The sequence below is a fragment of the Ligilactobacillus aviarius genome (assembly GCF_001654615.1).
Taxonomy (GTDB): domain Bacteria; phylum Bacillota; class Bacilli; order Lactobacillales; family Lactobacillaceae; genus Ligilactobacillus; species Ligilactobacillus aviarius_B.
Window position 1 is genome coordinate 1 of the sequence record NZ_LWUD01000021.1, and the last position, 23785, is coordinate 23785.

Sequence of the window (23785 nt, forward strand, 5' to 3'; positions counted from 1 at the left end):
TCGTACTTCAATAAGTGAGCTAACATAGCTGGTGATGTTAAATCGTTGATAGCAACGATTTCCAAGTCATCTGAAACTTCAGCAATCCGACGGAATGCTAAACGGCCGATACGACCAAAACCATTAATACCTACTTTTGTAGTCATATTAATATTCCTCCTAAAAAGGTAAATTTGAATGATGTAAACATCATCCTTAACACGCTTTTAATTATACCCCTTTGTTAAAAAATTTAAAAAGAAAAACGCTTTGAATCTTGAAAACAAATTTGGACCATGGTCTATATATAGGAAGAAAAAATAAAATCAAAAATATTTCACTTTTGTGGAGCTTCACACTTGTAATATATTACATATGTGATATACTAATAAACGTAGGGATGTGATAGAGATGAAAATCGATATTAAAAGTTACCTCGATCACCAAGATTTGACGATCTACCGCGTAGCTAAAATATCGGGCTACGGTTACACAACTCTACACAAGTCATTTAATAAGGAGCAATCGAAAGCAACGTCGATGAATCTGCGCGACTTGGATGCGCTGGCACAGGCGCAGCACAAGATGATGTGGGAGGTTCTTAAGGAGCTGGAAGAAGGCTACTTACAGAATGACGAAGAAGGAAACGATGAATAGTAAGGTTTTGTAACCGCGGAAAGTCTTGGTTGAGTCACTTTAGGTTTGTGTATCAGTCGGACTTTTTTTGTTGGAAAATCTCACTGACAGAATATGTTAAGAAAGAATTTTTGGAGGGATAGACTATGGCTAACATGGGACCATTTGATAATATGGATGATATTTTTAATGAATTAATGGGTGGCATGAACGGATTTAACTCAGAAAATAAACGTTATTTAATTAACGGTCGGGAAGTTACCCCTGAAGAATTTGCAGAATACCGGAAGACTGGCAAGTTACCAAAGGGTGTCAATGCTCAACAAGGTAAAATGGCAGGCAAAGGTAAAAAAGATGGCATTCTTGAAAAATTAGGCCGGAACTTAACGCAAGAAGCACGTGACGGCAAACTTGATCCGGTAATCGGCAGAAATAAGGAAATTCAAGAAACCGCTGAAATTTTATCACGGCGGACAAAGAATAATCCTGTTTTAGTCGGTGATGCGGGTGTTGGGAAGACCGCGGTTGTTGAAGGCTTAGCTCAAGCAATCGTGAATGGCGATGTTCCCGCAGCAATCAAGAACAAGGAAATTATCAGCATTGATATTTCAGGCCTTGAAGCCGGAACGCAATTCCGGGGCAGTTTTGAAGAAAACATTCAAAACTTGATCAAGGAAGTTAAGGAACGCGGCAACGTGATCTTATTCTTTGACGAAATCCACCAAATCTTAGGTGCCGGTGGAATGGGTGACGGCAGCGGTTCAAAGGGAATGGCTGACATCTTGAAACCTGCATTATCACGTGGTGAAGTCACGGTCATTGGGGCAACGACCCAAGATGAATACCACAACACGATCATGAAGAACGCCGCATTGGCACGGCGGTTCAACGAAGTAACGGTAAACGCTCCGTCTGCTGAAGATACATTCAAGATCTTGCAAGGGATTCGGCCATTGTATGAAAAACACCACAACGTTGAATTACCGGACAAGGTCTTAAAGGCTGCCGTGGATTACTCAATTCAATACATTCCGCAACGCAGCTTACCAGATAAGGCAATCGATTTGATCGATATGACCGCTGCCCACTTAGCAGCTCAACATCCGGTAACTGACGTAAAGGAAATTGAAAAAGAAATTGCTGCTCAAAAAGAAAAGCAAGAAAAGGCTGCTGAAAAGGAAGACTACGAAGCAGCTTTGAATGCCAAGACCAAGATCAAAGAGTTGCAAAAACAAATTGATAATCACGCTGAAGAACAAAAGGTAACGGCAACGGTCAATGATGTGGCCGAAGCAGTTGAACGGTTGACTGGAATTCCGGTTTCAAAGATGGGTGCAAGTGACATTGAACGCTTAAAGGAAATCGGAACGCGGTTGAAAGGTAAGGTAATTGGCCAAGATGAAGCGGTTGATGCAGTTGCTCGGGCAATTCGGCGGAACCGGGCCGGCTTTGACGAAGGCAACCGTCCAATCGGAAGTTTCTTGTTCGTTGGACCAACGGGGGTCGGAAAGACAGAATTGGCTAAACAATTAGCCTTAGACATGTTCGGTTCAAAGGATGCCATTATTCGGTTGGATATGTCAGAATATTCAGACCGGACAGCGGTATCGAAATTGATCGGAACATCTGCCGGATACGTTGGCTATGATGATAATAACAACACCTTAACTGAACGCGTACGGCGGAACCCATACTCAATCATCTTGCTTGATGAAATTGAAAAGGCTGATCCGCAAGTAATTACGTTATTACTTCAAGTGTTAGACGATGGTCGGTTGACAGACGGTCAAGGGAACACCGTTAACTTCAAGAATACCGTAATTATTGCAACTTCAAATGCTGGATTCGGAAACGAAGAACCAAACGGCGACGAAAAGAAGGACGAAGACATTATGAAACGGATCGCTCCATACTTCCGTCCAGAATTTTTGAACCGATTCAACGCCGTAATCGAATTCTCACATTTGACAAAGGACGACTTGAAGAAGATCGTTAACTTGATGCTTGACGAAGTTAACCAAACATTAGCCAAGAAGAACATTGACTTAACGGTTTCAGACAAGGCAAAGGATTACTTGATTGAACAAGGTTACGATGAAGCAATGGGCGCACGTCCATTACGGCGCGTAATTGAACAACAGATCCGTGACAAGGTAACTGATTTCTACTTGGACAACCCCGATGTTAAACACTTGGCTGCTGACATGCAGGATGGTCAATTAGTGATCAGCGAACGGTCAGCTGAAAAAGCCGATGATTCAACAAAGGATTCAAAGGCAGAACCATCAAAGAACGATGATGAAAAAGCTGATAAATAGTTAAGAATGAGAATAGCAGTGTCATTTCAGGCACTGCTATTTTTTGTCCCGAATTCTCAAAATGAATCTGTTATAATGAAAAACAGATACATTTCAGAAAGGAAACCTTAAAATGGCGAAAATCAAGATTTCAGTGCCTGATGAACTGGTAAAGAAATATGACTTGCATAACGATGATGATTTTAAAATTACGGCGCGAAATGGCGAAATTCGGTTAAAAAAGAAAAATCATGACAGCAACAAGCGGCAATTTAATGTGATTTGGATCTTAATTGCTTCAATTTTAACGAGCATTGCGTTCTGGATCTTCATTAACGCGGTGCATTTGCACCAGGTCCCATTGGTTGGAACAAATTCGATTGCCAGTGGACTGATCGTTTTTGGCGGACTGTCAGGGATGATCCTCTTTAGTGCGTATTTCATTTCCAACCGGAAGAAAATCACGGTCGCGTATTCGGCAAAGACCTTTTGGCGGACGTTCCCGGTCATTGTAATTTCATTTGTGTTGATTTTATCCTTGGCATTAATGGGAATTGCGTGGGGCTTAAGCCGGTTATTTACCGGGATCACCTTTGGCCACGTGGTCGCAATGATGCTGTTTTTTGTTTTTGTAACGGCAATCAACTACATCATGGTCCGGATCGGGTTGGCAGTTAATTATGGCATGCTGACAACGATCATGATCTTAGTGATCACCAGTGGCGCAGTCATGTCGATGGCGTCAAACGGCCGGAATTGGTGGCAGCACAATCTTAGTTTTTTAGGGACCAAACATGCTAATAACAGCTGGCAATTTAACTTAACGCTGGTCTTCTCATCATTATTGATGGTTGCACTGGTTGATTATATTTTCGTTTCGTTGCGGGCAGTTGTGAAAAATACATGGCGGACGATCACTTTACGGATCATTTTAACCGTTACAGCTCTTGATGTTGGCGCAGTCGGATTATTCCCCAACAACGCAAACTTCCACATTTTACATGACAAGGTTGCCGGGTATTTGGTTTACCTGATCATTATTCTGATTGTTGGAATCCGTTGGTTATTGCCGGAAGTCGGTAAACGGTTCTTGGCGTTGTCATACGGAATGTGCGTTGGCTTGGTGATCATTGATTTAATGTTCAAACCATTGCATATCATCTCGCTGACTGCCTTTGAATTAATTGCGTTCATCCTGGCATTTGGCTGGATCTTGATCCTCTTTGATACGATGATCGGGATCGTTGAAGACGAAGATGATAAGTATGACGTCAAAATTGAAATTGATGAGCAGGTGAAGAAGAATGCTGATTAATCAAATCGCCAACGTTTTAAGGATCATTGCATTTATTAACCTTTTTGGCTGGATGCTGTATTTGGGAGTCGTAATGAACGCCCAATTAAAAGCTGTCAAGGTATGGCTGAAGTGTAGGCACTGTGGTCAAGAATTTTCAAAAACGAAAAGGGAAATTGAAAAGTTCCAATACCAGTTAGTTGATAACCAGCTGGCATATCAGTGCGAATGCCCACATTGCTACCAAACAGAATGGCAAACGGTCGTTCAACATCACCCGGGAAATGATCAGGAAACGATGACAAAGGCTAACCAAAAAATGTGGCAGCGAGCGTTATGGATCGCGATTTTGCCAGCCATTTTTGCGGTGTTGTTACCAATCATTTTGATTGGCTATGCGCCGCTGTTGGTGATCGTGTTAATAATTAAAAAGGTTCGAAAATAACTTGGTAATAAAAAAGATTGGATTTCAAAACGAAACCCAATCTTTTTTTATCAATGAAATTATTTAATAACTTCCAATACTTCATCTAATGGTTGCCGGGTCTTCTTTGGTTGTTCCTGATCACGGTAGCCAAGACCAAGCATTACTGAAACGCCGAATTTGTTTGGATCAATGATTCCTTTATCAGCTAAATACTTGTCGACCTTTGCCCGGTTGAATCCTTCAATTGGACAACTGTCAATTCCAAGTTCAGCGGCGACCGTCATCATGTTGGTCAGTGGAATGTAAGTTTGTTTGCTTGCCCAGTCAAATAATGCTCGGTCGCTGTTTAAATCAAAGTCGTTTTCTTGGAAACTCTTGAATTTTTCACTGCGGGGAGAGTGAACGTCGAAATCAACGTCCATTACGTCTTCAACCATGTGTTTAACGTGCGGGCTATTGATCGTAACGAGGATGATCACAAAGTGGCTTGCGCCGTTGAGACTGTTGATTGCGCCCCAACAGATTTTCTTCAAATCTTCCTTGATTTCAGGATTTTCAATCAAAAGAAACTTCCATGGTTCATAGCCAAAGGAACTTGGGGATAATCGCCCAGCTTCAATGATCGTTTGCCAATCGGCGTCGCTGATTTTTTTAGTTGGATCGAATTTTTTAGTCGCATACCGCCGGTGAAAAACATCGATGATGCGTTGGCGTTCTTCTTGCGTACTCATAATGATTACCTCGCTTACTTTTTGTTAGAACTATTTTACCATACTGAATCGGCAGTGAATGCAAAAAAACTGCGAATAAATTTTTAAAATTTGCTAACGGGATTTCCGAAAAATCCGCTTTCTTACTTACCATATCTAGTGATTGGGCAAATCATGACCCCCAAAATGTAGCTTTATTTTTCATGGGAATCGGCGTATGATTAAGAGTGCTTGTTAACGGAATTTATGAATCGCAAACAAGAAAATCAAGGGAGACAATGAACCCGGAAGAAAGGATGCATCTATCATTTTGATTACACTTTCAGGAATTATTGGGTCTGGTAAATCAAGTTTAACGGAAATTTTATCAGATGAATTAGGGACTAAGGCATTTTATGAACCGGTAAAGGACAATCCGGTATTACCGCTTTTTTATAAAGGAAACGAAATTGCCGCTAAGAAACGGGCAGCCGGCGATGAAGAAGCAACTAACCCGTATGCATACTTGTTGCAAACGTTCTTCTTAAATCGGCGGTTTGCAATGATCAAGCAAGCAATGCAAGAAGACAACAACATTCTTGACCGTTCGATCTATGAAGACGAAATCTTCATGCGGATGAATACCGAAATGGGCAACGCAACGGAAGTTGAATACGATATTTATAAGAGCTTGCTTGCGAACATGATGGAAGAATTACCATTTGCTTCCCATAAAAAATCACCGGACTTGATGATTACGATCAAAGTTTCATATGATACGATGCTCAAACGGATCGAAAAGCGCGGCCGTGAATACGAATTAGTTGAAAATGATCCGTCATTGGTTGATTACTATCACCGGTTGCTTAAGCAATATGACATTTGGCGTGATGAATATGATGCATCACCAATGTTAGTGATCGATGGTGATAAGTATGACTTTGTTACGAACATGGAAGACCGGGTCGAAGTCTTAGAAATGATCGAAGACAAGTTGGTTGAACTTGGTAATTTAACAGCGGAAAAGGCTGCTGAATTAAAGGAAAAGCACAAGATTTTGTTGGATGAAGAATAGAAGATAAGGTTGAGGACTGTGACGAAGATTGCAGTCCTTTTATTATATTTAAATAAATGAAAACCTTTACTTGAAAACTCAATATGATAAAGTTATCATAAAAATAGATAAGTGGATGGGAGTGTTGGTCATGGCATTAGGCTACAAAAATATTTTAGTTGGAATCGACGGCTCAAAGGGATCAGAAATTGCATTGATGGATGCGTTAAACATTGCTAAGCGGAATGATGCTCACCTTGATGTTTTATGGGTGCTTGACATGAATTCGTTAGAATACGGTAATGCAGGAATCACCCTTGATGGCGAACGCATCTATAAAGAAGAACAAGAATGTGAACAATACATCGATGATTTGAAAGAGCACCTGATCGAAGAAGGGTTGCCAAAGGACAAAGTTTCCGTTCACTTGCGGTTCGGAAATCCGAAAACCGTTATTGTTGAAGATTTTCAACCGGAATATAAGAACGATTTGATCATCGTTGGGGAAACCGGGAAGAACTTCTTTAAGCGGATCATTGTTGGTTCCGTTGCATCATACGTAATGCGGACCGCGAAGTGCGATGTCATGATTGCGCGGACGCCAGAATCGACGGCTAAGGAAATTCAAGAAGATATGGAAGACATTGAAGACGAATAACATTAAAGAATAATAAACATTTAAGCGAGACTGGATCATAAGCTCCAGCCTCGCTTTTTTATCAATAAAAATTAAAATTGTCAATGAATTTTGTCATCTTTTCTTAGAGTGCTATAATTTTACCTGTATATTTTAATTTGAAGGGAATTTTAATTCGTGGAATCATCATCGAAAACGAAAAAAATCGGTTTGGCGACCCTGGTAATGATGATCATTTCATCAATCTACGGGTTTGCCAACACGCCCCGGGCATTTATGCAGATGGGGTATGCAAGTATTATTTGGTACATTTTAGCAGCGTTGGTATTCTTCTTACCAGTTAGCTTGATGTTAGCCGAATACGGATCATCTTTTAAAGAAGCAAAAGGTGGAATTTATTCATGGCTTGAAGGGTCAATCGGTGAAAAATGGGCCTTTGTTGGGACTTTCATTTGGTTGGCAGCTTGGATCGTTTGGCTTGTTCAAACGGCTTCAAGTTTCTGTATTCCATTGTCATCAGTGATCTTTGGGAAAGATACAACTTCATCATGGCACTTATTCGGATTATCTTCAGTTGAAACTTTGGGGGTAATCGGAATCGTTGGCGTTTTGATCGTAACGTTCTTCTCATCACGTGGAATGGATGCGATCGCCAAGGTCTCAACGGTTGGTGGAGCCTTTAACCTTGCTGTTAACGGCCTGTTCCTGATCATCAGTATTTTAGTTTTGGCCTTCAACCACGGCCACTTAGCACAACCGGTTAGTGGAATGAGTTCATTTATTCACTCACCGAACTCACAATTTACAACGCCGATCGCAATGATTTCATTCATCGTTTATGCCATCTTCGCATACGGCGGAATGGAAACCATGGGCGGAATCATGGATAGTTTGGATGAACCGGAAAAGACATTCCCACGCGGAATCTTGTTTGCAACGGCAATCATTGCAGTTGGTTACGCCTTAACGATCTTCATGTGGGGCTTTAGTACAAACTGGCGCCACGTCTTTGGCGGCGGCCAAGTAACTCTTGGAAATGTTACATACGTTTTGATGGGGAATTTAGGGGTTGCATTTGGAAATGCGATCGGGGTTTCACATCACACCGCATTGTTATTCGGAAGTTTAATGACCCGGTTCACTGGCTTCAGTATTTTACTTGCCGTTATCGGAAGCTTCTTCATTATGACATACTCACCGATCAAGTCATTCATTATGGGATCAGACCCAGACTTATGGCCTGAAAAGGTTACAAAGTTGAACAAGGCTGGAATGCCGGCATTTGCAATGTGGATCCAAGCAATCGTCGTTTGTGTCTTTATCTTCTTCATTTCATTTGGGGGTTCAGCTGCAAGCAAGTTCTTTACGATTTTGACAAATATGTCAAACGTCTCAACGACGTTCCCATACTTGTTCTTAGTTGGGGCCTTCCCATTCTTTAAGAAGTTAAAGGACATTGACCGCCCATTTGAATTCTTCAAGAATAAGTTCTGGACAAACCTGATCGTTGCATTGTGCTTGATCGTTCTTTCGGGTGGAATTTTGTTTACGATTATCCAACCAATTCTTGTTCATCAATACAGTACAGCGTTCTGGACAGCAATTGGACCGATCTTCTTCGGAGCCGTTGCGTTGATCTTCTATGAAGTTTCAAGCCGGAAGCGGGAAAAGAAAAATTAGAAAATAGATGAAAGAAAACGGTTATGGCTTTCAAACCATAACCGTTTTTTCTATTGTTCTTCTTTTTGCTTTTTCCGTGCTTTGATTTTGCGAATAATGTACTGAACAGCAATTGTCAACAACGAGCAGAACGTACTTAACACGATAAAATCAAAGATCAGTAAAATGATCAGTTCTAGCGACATTTGCGGATGGTGAATGAATTTTTGAACCGTAAATGCAAGGCAAGCAATCAATAACAGGGTATCAGCAATGAAGATCAGGATTAAATTACGTTTAAGATGTTTCATTATTGCACCTGCTTTTTATTCGCTGCCGACGATGCTGCGGACTTGGGTTCCAAGGTTTTCCCAGAATTGATATGCATCATCTTTAAAGTCATCTTCAAAGGTTTCAAATCCCTTCCGAGGAACGAGTTCACCGACCCGTTCACTTTGAACGCCGCGCACCCACATTTTTTTGTCTTGAACATCCCACAAAACAGTCCAGTAGGATTCTTCAAGAGCTTCGTTAAAAAGATCTTGCGTTCCTAAAAGAACCGTATCGCGTAAAACGCCTTCTTCAGTTGCATCTGGATATCCGTGAGCTTTAAGCCAAGATAACTTGGCAATTGCTTCAGGGTAATCGTCAGGAATCATTGTAAACATAAATATCCCTCCTCTAGAATATCTGTTTTCATTTTACAAAAAAATCTTAAAGAGTGAAAGATTATATGGTAAGCTAAAATTAATTAGAAAACGATTTCAAAAATCGCAGGGAGGCTTTCTGATGAAAATTAAAATGATTGCGACGGATATTGACGGAACACTGGTGACAGATGATAAGCGGATCATGCCGCGGACCGTTGCTGCTCTTAAAGAAGCCCGGAAGCGTGGAATTTATGTTGTATTATGCAGCGGCCGGCCGGTTTCAGGAATTCAAGATTACCTGGAAGAATTAGGATTAACCGGAAATGATGATTATGCGATCACGTTCAACGGAGCCCAAGCAATGAATGTTGGAAAGCACGAAGTTGTATTTGAAAATGGGTTAACTGATTTAGAATGCATTGATTTCATTAAAATGGCGGATGATTTGGGAATCAAAAGTCAGGTGGTGACGCTGAACTCTGAAATTTACGTTACAAATCAAGACATCAGTAAGTATTCGGTTGAAGATGCCTTTTATACTCACATGCCATTGAGATACCGGCGGCTTGAAGATTTACCGACGGGAATGGATGCCGCGAAATTTATGTGGGTCGACCAGGCGGAAAAGATTGCGGCGCAACTTGATCAGATCCCGGAAGAGCTTTATCAAAAGTATGCAATCGTCAGAAGTGCACCGTGGTTCTTGGAATTTAACAACGTGAACGCGACAAAGGGACACGCGGTGTTGGAACTGGCGGATCATCTTGGAATCAAACCAGATGAAATCATGGTTGCGGGGGACGAAAACAACGACCTTTCAATGCTTGAACAGATTCCGTTCAGCGTTGCAATGGGAAATGGAAACCCGCATGTTAAGGAGGTTTCTTCAGTGATTACGGAAGATAACAACCATGATGGTTTGGGATTAGCGGTTGAAAAATATGTGTTGAGTTAGAAGAGGCTGTGATGTAAGTCACAACCTTTTTGCTATCTTCGCATAATCGGGTTCCAAAACAAACGAGCTATGTGGAAGTTCGCAAACCTCCGAATCTATGCTGGCGCGATTCGTTCGCTTTGCTGCTTCCACCACGCTCGTTTTTACTGTTTTGTCATACCTTCTTTTTTTTGATCACTTTTGCTCATCTTCTGAATAAAAATGATTGAATTTGACCGAATGTGATTGAATTTGACCATTAATAATGCTAAACTATTGACGTGGAGGGAATGAAAATGCTTGCAGAAGAACGGCAACAAATGATTTTGGAGATGCTGAAAACCAATCAATTTGTTAAGGTTCAGGAAATTTGCGACCAAACCCATGGGTCAGAATCATCAGTCCGGCGTGACTTACAAACGCTTGAAGAAAAGGGATTGTTAGAACGGGTCCACGGCGGCGCAAAGATCAATTATACCTTGCAAAATGAACCCGATATGTTTGGCAAGGCGTCCCAACATCCGCATGCGAAGGAACTGATTGGGAAACAAGCAGCGCAGCATGTTAAACTTGAAGACGTGATTTTCCTTGATGCCGGGACAACGACCCTTGCAATGGTCGATTATTTACCGCAGAATCAAGGAATCACGGTGGTAACGAACGGAATCTTGCATGCTTCAGCCTTAGCGGAACGGCACATTAAAACGATCATGGTGGGCGGCCTTTTGAAAGAGACGACCAAAGCGATTGTGGGGGTCGATGCACTGAATCAATTAAGCAAACTGCGGTTCAATAAGGCATTCCTTGGAATTAACGGCATTGATCAGGAGGGTTATACAACACCGGATCCAGATGAAGCCGCAATCAAGGAATACGCATTGACTAAGTCGCAGGCAACGTTTGTCCTTGCTGATTCATCGAAGTTTAACAAGGTATCCTTTGTGAACGTTGCCCCATTAAATGCCGCAACGATCATTGTTGAAAAGCTTCCCGCAAAGCTGCTTCATTCTTTTAAGAGTCAAACGAGAGTTGAGGAGGTTCAAGAATGATTTACACAGTTACGGTCAATCCGTCAATTGATTACATCGTTCAGTTACAAAATTTAACGCTTGGCGAAGTTAACCGGATGGATTACGACAACATGCTTCCTGGCGGTAAGGGAATCAATGTTTCGCGGATTCTTCAAGAACTGGGTCACGAAAGTGTTGCCTGGGGCTTCTTAGGCGGCTTTACGGGGAACTTTGTTGAAGACGCGTTGAAGAAGGTGGGCTTAAAGTCTGACTTCACTTCAATTAAGGGCAATACCCGGATCAACGTTAAGATCAAGGCCCAAGAAGAAACCGAAATTAACGGTAAGGGACCGCAATTATCAGCTGACGAACTTGATCAGTTCAAGGCAAAGTTTGATAATTTAACGGCGGATGACACGGTTGTTTTTGCCGGAAGTTTACTTCCAGGATTGGGGGATGATTTTTACTTTGATTTGATCAAAATCATCCGGTCAAAGGGCGCTCAATTTGTAATTGATACAACGGGTGACAGCTTATTGAAGACGTTGCCGGAACATCCGCTAGTTGTTAAACCGAATAACCATGAATTAGCTGAAATGTTTCACGTGAAATTCAATGGCATGGATGACATTGTTAAATATGCCAAGAAGTTGCTTGAAATGGGTGCCCAACACGTATTGATCTCAATGGCGGGCGATGGCGGCTTAATGGTTACGAAGGACAAGGTTTACCGCTCATTGGCACCCAAGGGAACGGTTATCAATTCTGTGGGGGCTGGCGATTCAATGCTTGCTGGTTTCACCGGAACGTTTGCTGAAACCAAGGATCCGGTTGAAGCATTCCGCTATGGCCTTGCAAGCGGATCAGCCACCGCATTCTCTGAAGATTTAGCAACCCGTGCCAAAATCGATGAAATTTTGCCACAAATCAAAATTACAGAATATTAATTAAAGGAGGGAAAACATCATGGATATTCGCAAGTTATTGATGAAGGACATCATGATCATGAACCTGAAAGCCACAACGAAGGCTGGGGTCATTGATGAAATGGTTCATCACTACTACGAAAAGGGAATCATCAATGATGAAGAACTTTACAAAAAAGATATTTTAAAGCGTGAAGAAGAAGGTTCAACCGGAATGGGCGATGGGATCGCAATTCCGCACGCCCACGATAAGGCAGTTAATAAACCAGCCGTAATGTTTGCGCGCAGCGTTGAAGGGGTCGACTATGATTCAATGGATGGTCAACCTGCCCACCTCTTCTTCATGATTGCTGCTCCTGAAGGCGGCGACAACACTCACTTGCAAGCTTTAGCTGCATTATCCCAAGTTTTGATGAATCCGGACGTTGTTGCAGCCTTGAAGAAAGCTGATACGCCGGACAAAGTTCAAGCCATCTTTGCTAAGGCCGTTGCCGAAAAGGAAGCTGAAAACAAGGCGGAAGAAGAGGCTGAAAAACAAGCTCCGGCTTCAAGCGATAAGCCATACATCGTTGGGGTAACAGCATGTCCAAACGGAATTGCCCACACTTACATGGCTGAAGAAAACTTGAAGAAAACTGCCAAGAAGATGGACGTTGACATCAAGATCGAAACAAATGGTTCAGAAGGGGTTAAGCATGAATTAACCGCTGATGAAATCAAGCGTGCCAAAGGGGTTATCATTGCAGCCGATAAGAAGGTTAAGATGGCCCGGTTTGATGGCAAGCACTTAGTTAACAAACCAGTTACTGCCGGAATTAAAGAACCGGAAGCATTGATTCAAGAAATCTTGGATGAAAAAGCTCCGGTCTTCCATGCAACTGGTGATGAAGGTGAAACCGCCGAAGAATCATCAAACGGCGGCGTATGGGCTAACATTTACAAGCAGTTAATGAACGGGATTTCACACATGTTACCGTTCGTTATCGGCGGTGGGATCTTAATGGCCCTTTCATTTGTTGTTGAAAACTACATGGGTGGAAGCCACAGTTTGGCATTTAAGTTCTTGAACAATGCCGGAAACATGGCCTTTGCCTTCATGGTTCCGGTTCTTGCCGGATACATTGCTGAAGCAATCGGCGATCAACCAGCCCTGATGCCAGGGTTCGTCGGCGGTTTCATGGCAATGGTCTACAAAGGTTCATTTGGTGGCGTTTACCAGGCTAACTTCCATGCCAACGCCGGTGCATGTGCTGGATTCTTAGGCGGAATCGCAGCCGGCTTCATTGCTGGATACATCATGGTTGGCTTGAAGAAGTTATTTGCCAAATTACCAAAATCAGTTGAAGGAATGAAACCAATGCTGATTTACCCAATTCTTGGGTTACTGTTGATTGCCTTGATCATGTTCTTCATCATCAACCCAATCTTCTCAGGCATTAATTTGGTAATTACGCACTTCTTGAACAGCATGGGGACCGGGAACCTTGTTCTATTGACAATGATCCTTGCAGGAATGATGTCGATCGATATGGGTGGCCCATTCAACAAGGCTGCTTATGTGTTCGCTTCTGGTGCATTTGCTAACGACCCGCACTCAACAACTGCTGCCATTTTAATGGCTGCCGTTATGGTTGGGGGAATGGTTCCACCATTTGCAACTGCAATCGGAACGGTCTTGTTCAAGAACAAGTTCACTAAGCAAGAACGTCAAGCTGGGGTAACCAACTGGGTTCTTGGATTCTCATTCATTACTGAAGGGGCAATTCCATTCGCAACGGCTGATCCATTGCACGTTATCCCATCATGTATCGTTGGTTCAGCAGTCGGCGGGGCAATTGTCGGTTGGATGAAGATCGGTGTTCCAGCTCCTCACGGTGGCTTATGGGTAACCCCATTAGCAACTAACTGGTGGGCATACATCTTAGCAACCTTGATTGGTTCAATTGTTGCCGGAATCATTATGGGCTTGATCAAGAAGAAAGTTTCAGAAGACCCGTATGAATAAAAAGAAAGGGTGACAAAACGCTCAAGACGAGCTTCGTATCGCAAGTAACTCGTTTGTTTTGGAGCCCGATGATATGAAAAGCGAATAAAAAGAGGATGTGACCATCAAGTCACATCCTCTTTTTATGTTTAATTAAATGAATGTATTAATTCCAACCAAATAAACTCTTGATCCAGTCAATGAACCGTTCAAACCAATTCTTGGCTTCTTGCGCAGCAGCCTGACCTTGTTTGCTGTTCATCCAGTTTTTAGCTTTATTCATCAAGTTCCCGGTTGAATTTTTAACGTTTTGAATCGTGTTATCAACGTTCTTGGTGTACGATTTGTCAGCTGAAATTGGTGAATTTTGGAAATTGATCAACGCATTGGTGATCTGGTCCTTTTGGTTATTCGTTGTTTCATTTGCGATTCCATGTTCAGCTAAAGCTTTATTTAACATGGCTTGAATATCCTGCTTAGTTGCAAGATCTTGACCGTTATTTTGTTGTTTTTGTTGTGAAATTTGCTTTGAAACTTCACCAACGGCAGCCATTAACTGGCCCGGGTACTTGGTATTGTTCTTGTTGGCATCGATCGCTGATTGGGTCGCGTTCAGCATTTGGTTAGCACTGGCAGTGTTTTGGGTATTCAATTGGATTCCGTTAGCTGCAAGGGCTTCGTAAACGCCAGTTAACGCTGATTCCCCAGAAACGGGCCGGTTGGCAGTTACGACGATCGTTACGTCAGTTACCCCGGCCATTTGAGCAACCATGGCATATTGTTGGGCTGTTACTTCAGTGATGTTGTTATCACCCTGATAATTTTTGATATTGACTTTGACCCCTGAACCAGGATCACTCGGAGCGATCGCAACGGAACTGATCATTGCGGCGTTCGTCGTGTCAGATGTTCCGTTAGCAATGTATTTGTTGTAGTCGGCAGCCGTTGCGGTCAATTGTTTAAATGACGAGTCAACGCCAAAAATCTTGTTTAACTGTGAACGAACTTCACTTGAAGTTCCGGCCCCATAAACAACGTATGCTGAGCTTAAAGTTTTATCATTATTTGATTGACTGTTAGGGTTCGTGTTTGAGGCGGTTTGTTCGGTTTGCGCAGCTTGAATTTGGTTAAGAACCGTTGGCGCAGTCCCCATTAAGGTAATTGCCGCACTGGCAGTTACAATTGTTTTCCAGATCGTTTTCTTTTTCATTGCGCTTCTCCTTTCAAATATAGTTTGATTTTATCACTTTTTGGCATTGAACGGACGAATTTTGAAGGCCATTTCAAGAATAAAAATTGGGAAAGAGCCGAAGAATGATTAACACAATATATAGAATTTTTAGTTGATTAAACCACAACATATATGTATAATAGGGAGCGTTGTTCAAAAACGGAAAGGAAGTTGATTCGATGTTTAGTCGCTATAAAGATGTGCTAACGCACTTACCAGAGTATTCAAAAAATATTTTTCGGAAAGGTTATTTTAAATGGTTGATCGATCAGTGCCGTGGTTGGGGCTGGTTCAGTTACGGGCTCTTAATTTTTAATTTTATTTTGCAAGTATGGTCAATGGTTCAATCATTTAGTGTCCACCCGGTAACCTCGGTCATTGCGTTTATTGGGGGCAACCTGTCAGTTGCATGTGTTATCGGAATTTCAAACCGTTCCGGGATTCAAGGCTGGGCAGGATTGACAAGTGCGATCTGTATTGCAACGACTGCCTTCATTGCACATAACTATGCCAATGCTTGGGAACAGATCGGTTATATTTTATTCCTTGATATCTTCTGTATTTTAGACCCGAAGTGGAATGATGATATTAAGGCCGAAAAATTTGATAGCTGGTTCGACTGGATCAAATACGGAATCTTTTTCTTGATTGCGTGGGCGGTTTTACATTATATTTTCAGTTTAACTAATGATCCGCGGGTCTTCCTTGATAGTATGAGTTTAGCAATGTCAGTTACTGGATCCCTGCTTGAACTTAACCGGAAACGGGAACAGTATTTTGTTTGGACGTTGTCATCAGTGATCACGATTGCATTATGGATCCAAACCATGCTTCAAGGAGCTGGTAACTTTGCGTTGATCTTCAGTTATTCAATTTTCTTCTTGAATGATATGTATGCTTTCTTTAGTCGCAAAGGCTGGTTCCGGACAGAAAAAGCGCATGAAAATTAATCATAAAAATTTATTAAATTCAATGACAAATGGGTTAATGAATTGTATACTAAGAACAATCAAATAACTCATAACCAAGAAGAAGCTCCGATTATTCGGGGCTTTTTCTTGTAGTTGAGGGGTTTTTAACCGGGAAATTCTGAAGGGATCCCAGAATGTGGTAAAATACTTAATGGAAGTTTATCGCTAATTTTAGATTATGAATTAAAACGAGGGAAATTATGGAAAAGCGAAAGTCAAAAAAACTTTGGCGAATCCCGGGATTTATGCAAGACAGGCGGATGCGGCTGATTGCATTATTTATTCTCGGATTAGCAATTGTAAGTGATGGACTGGCATTTTTTATAAGTCCAATCGTTGGGATAATTGTTTTAGTTTTGGCAATTGCCGCAATGGCAGTTGCATATACAATGTTGCAACACTTACAGGAAGAAACAAGTGAATATATTTCAGACCTGTCTTATCGCCTGAAACGCGGTGGTCAAGACAGTTTGATTCGAATGCCGATCGGAACGATTTTCTTTAATGATAAGTATGAAATTGAATGGATCAATCCATACATGCAACGGTATTTCGGAAAAGAGGATGTTTTAGGCAAGCAGATCAGCGACCTGGATGAAGATCTCGCAACGATTTTACAGGATCACTATGATGATAAGGAACGCCATCGAATTCATTGGCATGACCATGACTTTGATTTATTGATCCAAAAGGATATTGGTGTGGCTTACATGATGGACGTTACCCATTATGCTGAAATTCAACGCCGGTACGATGATTCGCACGTGATGATCGGGCAGATTTTCCTGGATAACTACGATGAAATTTCAAAGGCGATGAATGATAAGGATATTTCAAACTTGAGTAACTTTGTTACCAGTGCGCTTTCAGACTGGGCCAAGAAGTTTGGAATGTTCTTGAAACGCGTTGACGAAGACCATTATGTCATGATCGGTTATACGGGAACCTTGCGCAAGCTTGAACAGCAAAAGTTTTCAATTCTTGATAAGATTCGGGAACGGACGTTTAAGAGCAACTCGCCGATTACATTGAGTATCGGGATTGCTTATGGTGAAGATGACTTAAACGAATTGACCGAATTATCGCAGTCCAACTTAGACCTTGCCCTTGGGCGGGGTGGTGACCAGGTCGTTGTCCGGGAATCGGATGGCGAAGCCCGGTTCTACGGCGGAAAGACGAACCCGATGGCCAAACGGACACGGGTGCGGGCGCGGGTGATTTCCCAAGCCTTGAGCGAATTGTTGAAGCAGTCTGATCAAGTCTTTGTAATGGGCCATAAACGGCCGGATATGGATGCAATCGGAGCCTGTCTTGGAATTCGTCGGATCGCGGCGATGAACGGCAAAAAGTGCTGGATCATTTTGAACCAGGACAACATTCACTCAGATGTTCAGCGGTTAGTCGATGAACTTGGTAAATATCCTGAAATCAAAGATAGTATTATTTCACCGGCTGAAGCGTTGGAAAAGATCACGCCAAGCAGCTTGCTTGTTTTGGCGGATCATTCAAAGCCGTCGATTTCAATCAGTCAGGAACTGTATGATCGACTTTCAAACCGGGTCGTAATTATCGACCATCACCGGCGGGGGGAAGAGTTCCCTGAAAATCCAATTTTGGTATACATTGAACCGTATGCAAGTTCAACGTGCGAGTTGATTGCTGAAATGTTCGAATACCAATCACGCGATAGTGAACCAATCAATTCACTGGAAGCAACGGCGATGCTGACGGGAATCATTGTTGATACGCAATCGTTCTCTCAAGGAACCGGGACCCGAACCTTTGATGCAGCAAGTTATTTGCGGTCAATGGGGGCCGACCTGACAATGGCCCGGCACTTTATGAAGGAAAGTGAATCAAGTTACATGCAACGGAACCACTTGATCGATCGGACTGAATTTATTGATAACGTTGCACTGTGTGTCGGTGAGGATGATAAGATCTACGATTCAGTAATTACTGCTCAAGCTGCTGATTCGCTTTTACAAGTCAGCGGGATTCAAGCAACGTTTGCAATTACTCGGCGGGACGAACATACCGTTGGAATTTCAGCCCGCAGTGACGGGACGATCAATGTCCAGGTCATCATGGAAGAGCTGGGCGGCGGCGGTCACCTTGCCAATGCAGCGACCCAGATCAAAGATATTAGTGTTTTGGATGCACGAGAAAAGGTGCTTGAAATTTTGAATAAGGACGAAGAACCTCAACCTGAAACGGAAGATTAGGAGGAATCACAATGAAGGTAATTTTTACGCAAGATGTTCGCGGTAAAGGAAAACGCGGTGAAGTTAAAAATATGGCAGACGGTTACGCCAACTTCTTAATTAAAAGCGGAAAGGCTAAACAAGCTGATGCAGCTGCAATGAGTCAACTGCGCGCGCAACAAAAAGCCGAAGCTAAAAAAGAAGCTGAGATTTTAGCCGAAGCAAAGGCATTGAAAGCAAAACTTGAATCAGGAAAATACGTTGTTGAATTGAAGGCCAAGGCCGGTGAAGACGGTCGCTTGTTTGGTTCAGTAACTTCAAAGCAAATTTCTCAAGCATTGCAAAAGCAATATGATATTAAAATTGATAAGCGCAAAATGGAACTTGCCCAACCGATTCGTTCAATGGGTTACGTTAATGTTCCGGTTAAGCTTCATAATGAAGTTTCAGCTAAGATTCGGGTTCACATTGCCGAACAGTAAAATGGCTTTGAAATTGGATTATGAGGAGGTTGTGACGCGGGTCACGCCTTCTTTTTTATTTGGATGAAATGGATTGGCGTGAAATCAAATTTGCGTTATGATTTTGATGACGACTTAAAAAGAAAGGAAACAGTTCGGTGGATAATAATTCAGAAATCGAAAATGTGATGCCGCACGATGCACAGGCGGAACAAGCGGTTTTAGGGTCAATTTTTCTTGATGAAAATGCGTTGGCGGAAGCAATTGAGTTTGTGACCCCTGATGACTTCTATAATCGTGCAAACCAAGTGATTTTTAAAGCAATGATCGCCGTGGATGATGCCGGCGACAAGATCGATCCGTTGACGGTCTCAAACGAATTGAAACGGTCAAATCAGTTTGAGGATGCCGGTGGGGCGGTTTACCTTGACGAATTATTGAGCAACATTCCATCAAGCAGTCACGTGCGGGAATACGCGAAAATCGTTCAAGGCAAAGCGGCTTTACGGCGGTTGATCAATACGGCCAATAATATCAAAAATGAGGCTCAAAACGGCGATGAAGAAGTCGATGATATTTTAGCAAGTGCTGAACGGCAGATCATGGACGTTTCTGAAAATCGGAATAGTGCTGGCTTTAAACCGATCAGTCAGGTTTTAGACCAGGCACTGGTCAAGGTTCAGGACCTTGCTCAAAGCGATGATGAGATTACGGGCCTTTCAACAGGGTACCATGATTTTGATAAGATGATCTCCGGCTTGCAACCGGATAATTTGATTATTCTTGCTGCCCGTCCGGCTGTTGGGAAAACGGCGTTTGCGCTAAATATTGCCCAAAATGTCGGAAAGGCATCCAATACCAACGTTGCGATCTTCTCCCTTGAAATGAGTGCCGAATCATTGGTTAACCGGATGATTTGTGCGGAGGGAGGAATCAATGCCAATCATTTACGGGATGGGAACCTTGAAGGCAATGAATGGAACGATTTGACGGTTGCAATTGGAACGTTAGCGAACACTAACATTTTCATTGACGATACTCCTGGAATCAAAATGTCAGAGATTCGGGCAAAATGTCGGCGATTGGCAAAGGAGCAGGGCGGGATTGGCTTTATTGTTGTCGACTACCTGCAGCTGATCGAAGGCTCAAATAAAGAAAGCCGGCAACAGGAAGTTTCTGAAATTTCACGGCAGTTAAAGAAGCTGGCCAAGGAATTAAACGTACCGATTTTAGCGTTGTCACAGCTTTCCCGGGGCGTTGAACAACGGCAAGATAAACGGCCGGTATTGTCAGATATTCGGGAATCAGGGTCAATCGAACAGGATGCGGACATCGTTGCGTTCTTGTACCGGGATGACTATTATGAGCGGGCTGACGGCGGCGATGATGATGACGCTGATTCACCGGCAGAAGATAATGATCCGGATGCAGGCGAAGTAGAATTGATCATCGAAAAGAACCGGGCTGGTGCACGGGGAACCGTTAAGTTATTGTTCATTAAATCGCATAATAAATTTGCGAACCTTTCTGCTCGGCAGGAAATGGCATAATTAATTTTAATCTTAGTCATAATTGAAGTGAAAGCTTATCATTGATCATTAAATGATAGGCTTTTTATGTTTTCACGTTAGTTTTCAAGTGAATAATTTTGAGATAAATTGAATGTGGAATGTTGATAGACCGGTATTTTAATAAATATTAATAAAAACTAAGAAATTTATTTTGCCAAAAATTTTTTTAGTCGGGGCAAACGGGCAGAGTTACGCTGATAATCCTGTCAAGTAAAATTTTTTAAGTAATTTTAGGGCTTTTTTTTTAGAAAGAACCGCGCTAAAATAAATCAAGTAGTGAGCAAAACAAACAAACGTTCGTAGTGTGGGGGCTTTGAAAGTGACGATTTCAAGTAAAATGTCAACGGAAGAATTGGTAAAGGAAGTTATGAACCAAAACCAAGTCAGCTACCAAGAAGCAATCTCAATTCTATTACAGTTGACGGAAAAATAGCAGCAAGGACTGGACGGATGACGGTCCTTTTTTTGTACCCTCAACAGTAAAAAATGCTGGATCACGATTTTGCACAATCCTGTGATTAGGTTATAATATGGAATTAGATTTACATACGGAGGGAACGCAATGAGATACTCTGGTGAAACCGTTGATGCAGCCTTAAGTAAGGGCTTGGCAGATTTAGGGGTTGGCCGTGATCAAGTTGAAGTGACTGTTATTAGTGAAGGACGCAAAGGCTTTTTGGGAATCGGAAGAAAGCCGGCGGAAGTTGAGATCACGGTTCTCGAATCCGATGATCAAATTGATGATCAATATTCAAATCAATTAGAAGATGAAATCACGGCAGAAATTCATGAAAGTGAAGATGAACCGGTAGAAGATTCACAAAAAGGTGAAGCTGCCAAGGAAGACGAGTCAATTGATGATGCTGTTCAAGCGGTTGGCAATTACCTGGATGACATTATCAGTCAATTAGGAATCGATGCTGAAATTTCAGTGACGGTTGATCGACGGAATGTTTACTTCGATTTTGATACTGATCAGCAAGGATTATTAATTGGAAAACACGGCCGGACATTGAATGCTTTGCAGATTTTGGCACAGGCTTGTTTTGATAAGCAGGTTAAACGGCGTTACCGGTTGATTCTTGATGTTGGTGATTACCGTGAGCGGCGGCGCGAAGAATTGCAGCGGATCGCAGCCGATTTGGCAGAGCGGGCAATCGTTGAGCGGCGGGCGTTTAAGTTAGGCCCGATGCCGGCAATGGAACGCAAGATCGTGCACAAAACGCTTGCTTCAAATAAACATGTTAAGGCGAAATCGCATGGAAACGATCCATACCGTTACATTGTGATCGCACCCAAATTTAAATAGATGATTTATAGGGATTAATTCAAATATTGAAGGATAATTTGGAGGATTTATCATGTTAGACCATAAACCATATCACCTTGAAGATGAATTATGTTTTGCAATTTATTCAGCTCAGAAAAGTTACAACAAGTTTTACAGTGAAGCGTTACGGCAGTTCGGGTTGACTTACCCGCAATACATTACAATGCTCGTTTTGTGGGAAGAACGGCGGCCGATGATGATTAAAGAGATCGGTAAACGATTGAACCTTGATACGGGAACGCTGACGCCGTTATTAAAACGGTTGGAACATAACGGGTGGATAACGCGGACACGGTCAGGGGTTGATGGCCGGCGGGTCTACTTGGAATTAACTCCAATGGCAAAAGAAAAGGAAAAAAGCGTCAAAGAAGCCGTTTCGTATTCGTTCCGGTTGATCGATATGGACTCGGATGAATATACGACCAGTGTGGGCCTTTTGCACCGCATTGCGACGAAGCTTAATGACTTGAATAATATATTAGAAGACCATAAATAAAAGGCTAGGACGAATTGTCCTAGCCTTTTATTTAGCTTAACCAGTCATACTGTAAAATTTGGTTTGTCCGCTGGTTGACCGGAATCCATAAGTGGTGATGCCAGATATCTTTTAAAATCTGGGTAAAAAGCTGTTTTGCTTGATGATTTTTACGTTGTTTCCGCGGATATTCAACGACGATCGTTTTTCCGTGTTCGGTCTTCAAAAAGATTCGTGATTTTAAGATTTTAGTGATTTGAGCTGATACGATGTCCTGGTTGTGTTCAATATTCATTTGATTGTCCATATTAACATCTCAATTCTATTTAATCCATGAGTAACTGGTCGCCTTTGCGACACTTTTATCGTATTCAAAAGATGTGAAGAACATATGCGTTATGTATTAAAAATTCTCCATTATTAGTTATGATTGTTTGAAAAATAAGAAGGACTAAAAAGATTTGAGTTTTAAATTTCAAAAATCATATAATGGAAGCAAGGAGGAGAGGTTATGCGAAAGAAACGGAAACGGCTAACAAAATCAAACGATAAGGTTTTTCTTGGAGTTTTTGGCGGAATTGCTGAATACTTCAACTGGGATAAGGCAATTACGCGGATCATCGGCGCATTCTTGATTATTTTTCCGGGAACGGTATTTGCAGGAACATTACTGTATTTAATTGCGGCGCTTGTAATGCCTGGTCCGAATGACCCGAATATTATCGAGGGCGAATTTCGTGAAAAAGATCGATAAATTTTAATTGGCAGGAATGCTATAATGAAAACGAAAGGTTTGTGAAAGGAAGCTTGAGAAATGATGACACAAGAAATTAGTCTAACATTTGGACCATTAGAAGAATTAAAAAAGATCATCGCTGATCATTCGGACCGGCAGTTTAAATTGTTTTTAGAAACGGACAGTAATTCAGAATATATGTTGCTTGATTATTCTGGCAAGAAGACGATTTTCCATTCAGGATTAAACTACACGATCGAAGGGGTCGTTGGCGATCAAAATGAACCAAGCGGCTACATTGAATGCCGTTACGTGACCCTTAACGAAGATGAACAAAAGGTCTTTAAATCAATTTTTAAGTCATGGGATTCAGAAGCTAAACGGCCAACCGGCTTGAATTCAAGCGTAATGGTTCATTCTGAAAAGGATAACTTTGAATTTTTATTGATCAATGCATGGGAAGATGAAAATACCTTTATGGTATGGAATAACGACCGTTCAAACCAAATGAATCAGTTTGGACATGACGGGAATGCTACGCCGGTCGTTAAGACATACCGGCCGATGTAGACGGTCAAAAACCAGGAATAGCAAAGAGGTTGTGACATTTTGATATGCACCCCAAATCTT

25 protein-coding genes are annotated in these 23785 nt (G+C 42.0%); 19 read left to right on the plus strand and 6 right to left on the minus strand.

The features are described 5' to 3' along the window. Positions 1–146, minus strand: a 146-nt coding sequence (locus tag A3O17_RS07780) for a glyceraldehyde 3-phosphate dehydrogenase NAD-binding domain-containing protein (protein WP_143453678.1), incomplete at its 3' end; no start/stop codon positions are given. Positions 147–390: 244 nt separating this feature from the next. Between A3O17_RS07780 and A3O17_RS04450 the strand changes: the two genes are divergently transcribed. From A3O17_RS04450 to A3O17_RS04465, 4 genes are all read left to right on the plus strand, one after another. After that, positions 391–636: a hypothetical protein gene (locus A3O17_RS04450; RefSeq protein ID WP_064207851.1), complete on the plus strand. Its 246-nt coding sequence runs from the start codon at positions 391–393 to the stop codon at positions 634–636. Positions 637–761: 125 nt separating this feature from the next. Then, complete coding sequence (locus A3O17_RS04455) at positions 762–2933, plus strand: AAA family ATPase (protein WP_081255676.1); 2172 nt, start codon at positions 762–764, stop codon at positions 2931–2933. A 112-nt stretch (positions 2934–3045) separates the two neighbouring features. Continuing rightward, positions 3046–4227, plus strand: a complete 1182-nt coding sequence (locus A3O17_RS04460; RefSeq protein ID WP_064213189.1) for a hypothetical protein — start codon at positions 3046–3048, stop codon at positions 4225–4227. Further along, positions 4217–4651 carry a hypothetical protein gene (locus A3O17_RS04465; RefSeq protein ID WP_064213188.1) on the plus strand — a complete coding sequence of 145 codons (435 nt, stop codon included), beginning with the start codon at positions 4217–4219 and terminating at the stop codon, positions 4649–4651. The genes A3O17_RS04460 and A3O17_RS04465 overlap by 11 nt, the downstream gene beginning before the upstream one ends. A gap of 59 nt (positions 4652–4710) precedes the next feature. On the opposite strand, the gene A3O17_RS04470 is transcribed toward A3O17_RS04465, so the two are convergent. After that, the gene (locus tag A3O17_RS04470; RefSeq protein ID WP_064213187.1) at positions 4711–5364 is read right to left on the minus strand and encodes an NAD(P)H-dependent oxidoreductase; all 654 of its coding nucleotides are present in this window, start codon (positions 5362–5364) and stop codon (positions 4711–4713) included. Positions 5365–5653: 289 nt separating this feature from the next. Between A3O17_RS04470 and A3O17_RS04475 the strand changes: the two genes are divergently transcribed. The 3 genes from A3O17_RS04475 to yjeM all read left to right on the plus strand — a co-directional run bounded on the left by A3O17_RS04475 (position 5654) and on the right by yjeM (position 8693). After that, the gene (locus A3O17_RS04475; RefSeq protein WP_064207855.1) at positions 5654–6397 is read left to right on the plus strand and encodes a deoxynucleoside kinase; all 744 of its coding nucleotides are present in this window, start codon (positions 5654–5656) and stop codon (positions 6395–6397) included. A 130-nt stretch (positions 6398–6527) separates the two neighbouring features. Beyond that, positions 6528–7034 carry a universal stress protein gene (locus A3O17_RS04480; protein WP_064213186.1) on the plus strand — a complete coding sequence of 169 codons (507 nt, stop codon included), beginning with the start codon at positions 6528–6530 and terminating at the stop codon, positions 7032–7034. 156 nt (positions 7035–7190) lie between these two features. Next, positions 7191–8693, plus strand: a complete 1503-nt coding sequence (yjeM, locus tag A3O17_RS04485) for a glutamate/gamma-aminobutyrate family transporter YjeM (RefSeq protein ID WP_225354716.1) — start codon at positions 7191–7193, stop codon at positions 8691–8693. 50 nt (positions 8694–8743) lie between these two features. Here the strand turns inward: yjeM and A3O17_RS04490 are convergent, their stop codons facing one another. Continuing rightward, positions 8744–8983, minus strand: coding sequence for a hypothetical protein (locus A3O17_RS04490; protein ID WP_064207857.1), 240 nt, complete (start codon positions 8981–8983; stop codon positions 8744–8746). Between the two features lie 15 nt (positions 8984–8998). Next, positions 8999–9340: a hypothetical protein gene (locus tag A3O17_RS04495; protein ID WP_064213185.1), complete on the minus strand. Its 342-nt coding sequence runs from the start codon at positions 9338–9340 to the stop codon at positions 8999–9001. A 121-nt stretch (positions 9341–9461) separates the two neighbouring features. On the opposite strand from A3O17_RS04495, the gene A3O17_RS04500 reads away from it, so the two are divergent. The 4 genes from A3O17_RS04500 to A3O17_RS04515 all read left to right on the plus strand — a co-directional run bounded on the left by A3O17_RS04500 (position 9462) and on the right by A3O17_RS04515 (position 14197). Next, the gene (locus tag A3O17_RS04500; RefSeq protein ID WP_064213184.1) at positions 9462–10277 is read left to right on the plus strand and encodes a Cof-type HAD-IIB family hydrolase; all 816 of its coding nucleotides are present in this window, start codon (positions 9462–9464) and stop codon (positions 10275–10277) included. A 275-nt stretch (positions 10278–10552) separates the two neighbouring features. After that, on the plus strand, positions 10553–11305 hold the full coding sequence (locus tag A3O17_RS04505; protein ID WP_191979132.1) for a DeoR/GlpR family DNA-binding transcription regulator: 753 nt from the start codon (positions 10553–10555) through the stop codon (positions 11303–11305). Beyond that, positions 11302–12213 carry a 1-phosphofructokinase gene (gene pfkB, locus A3O17_RS04510; RefSeq protein WP_057827589.1) on the plus strand — a complete coding sequence of 304 codons (912 nt, stop codon included), beginning with the start codon at positions 11302–11304 and terminating at the stop codon, positions 12211–12213. Before A3O17_RS04505 ends, pfkB begins: the two co-directional genes overlap by 4 nt. Before the next feature lie 19 nt (positions 12214–12232). Then, positions 12233–14197 (plus strand): PTS fructose transporter subunit IIABC, encoded by a 1965-nt coding sequence (locus A3O17_RS04515; RefSeq protein ID WP_064213182.1) that lies wholly within the window; start codon positions 12233–12235, stop codon positions 14195–14197. Positions 14198–14342: 145 nt separating this feature from the next. Here the strand turns inward: A3O17_RS04515 and A3O17_RS04520 are convergent, their stop codons facing one another. Further along, a complete protein-coding gene (locus tag A3O17_RS04520) occupies positions 14343–15386 on the minus strand; it encodes a DUF1002 domain-containing protein (protein WP_064213181.1) in 1044 nt (347 codons plus the stop codon). A 200-nt stretch (positions 15387–15586) separates the two neighbouring features. On the opposite strand from A3O17_RS04520, the gene pnuC reads away from it, so the two are divergent. The 6 genes from pnuC to A3O17_RS04550 all read left to right on the plus strand — a co-directional run bounded on the left by pnuC (position 15587) and on the right by A3O17_RS04550 (position 22440). Then, a complete protein-coding gene (gene pnuC, locus A3O17_RS04525; protein ID WP_064213191.1) occupies positions 15587–16357 on the plus strand; it encodes a nicotinamide riboside transporter PnuC in 771 nt (256 codons plus the stop codon). A 221-nt stretch (positions 16358–16578) separates the two neighbouring features. Beyond that, positions 16579–18603: a DHH family phosphoesterase gene (locus A3O17_RS04530; RefSeq protein ID WP_064213180.1), complete on the plus strand. Its 2025-nt coding sequence runs from the start codon at positions 16579–16581 to the stop codon at positions 18601–18603. An 11-nt stretch (positions 18604–18614) separates the two neighbouring features. Beyond that, positions 18615–19064, plus strand: a complete 450-nt coding sequence (rplI, locus tag A3O17_RS04535) for a 50S ribosomal protein L9 (RefSeq protein ID WP_064213179.1) — start codon at positions 18615–18617, stop codon at positions 19062–19064. A gap of 137 nt (positions 19065–19201) precedes the next feature. Continuing rightward, positions 19202–20593 carry a replicative DNA helicase gene (dnaB, locus tag A3O17_RS04540; RefSeq protein WP_064207863.1) on the plus strand — a complete coding sequence of 464 codons (1392 nt, stop codon included), beginning with the start codon at positions 19202–19204 and terminating at the stop codon, positions 20591–20593. A 583-nt stretch (positions 20594–21176) separates the two neighbouring features. Continuing rightward, on the plus strand, positions 21177–21923 hold the full coding sequence (gene jag, locus A3O17_RS04545; protein ID WP_064207864.1) for an RNA-binding cell elongation regulator Jag/EloR: 747 nt from the start codon (positions 21177–21179) through the stop codon (positions 21921–21923). Positions 21924–21975: 52 nt separating this feature from the next. Beyond that, the gene (locus tag A3O17_RS04550) at positions 21976–22440 is read left to right on the plus strand and encodes a MarR family winged helix-turn-helix transcriptional regulator (RefSeq protein WP_064207865.1); all 465 of its coding nucleotides are present in this window, start codon (positions 21976–21978) and stop codon (positions 22438–22440) included. A gap of 31 nt (positions 22441–22471) precedes the next feature. On the opposite strand, the gene A3O17_RS04555 is transcribed toward A3O17_RS04550, so the two are convergent. Continuing rightward, positions 22472–22726: a hypothetical protein gene (locus A3O17_RS04555; RefSeq protein WP_081255675.1), complete on the minus strand. Its 255-nt coding sequence runs from the start codon at positions 22724–22726 to the stop codon at positions 22472–22474. Positions 22727–22930: 204 nt separating this feature from the next. Here A3O17_RS04555 and A3O17_RS04560 point away from each other — a divergent pair, with 204 nt between their 5' ends. Then, positions 22931–23173, plus strand: coding sequence for a PspC domain-containing protein (locus A3O17_RS04560; RefSeq protein WP_064207866.1), 243 nt, complete (start codon positions 22931–22933; stop codon positions 23171–23173). 60 nt (positions 23174–23233) lie between these two features. Further along, on the plus strand, positions 23234–23725 hold the full coding sequence (locus A3O17_RS04565; RefSeq protein ID WP_064207867.1) for a hypothetical protein: 492 nt from the start codon (positions 23234–23236) through the stop codon (positions 23723–23725). The last annotated feature ends 60 nt before the right edge of the window (positions 23726–23785 follow it).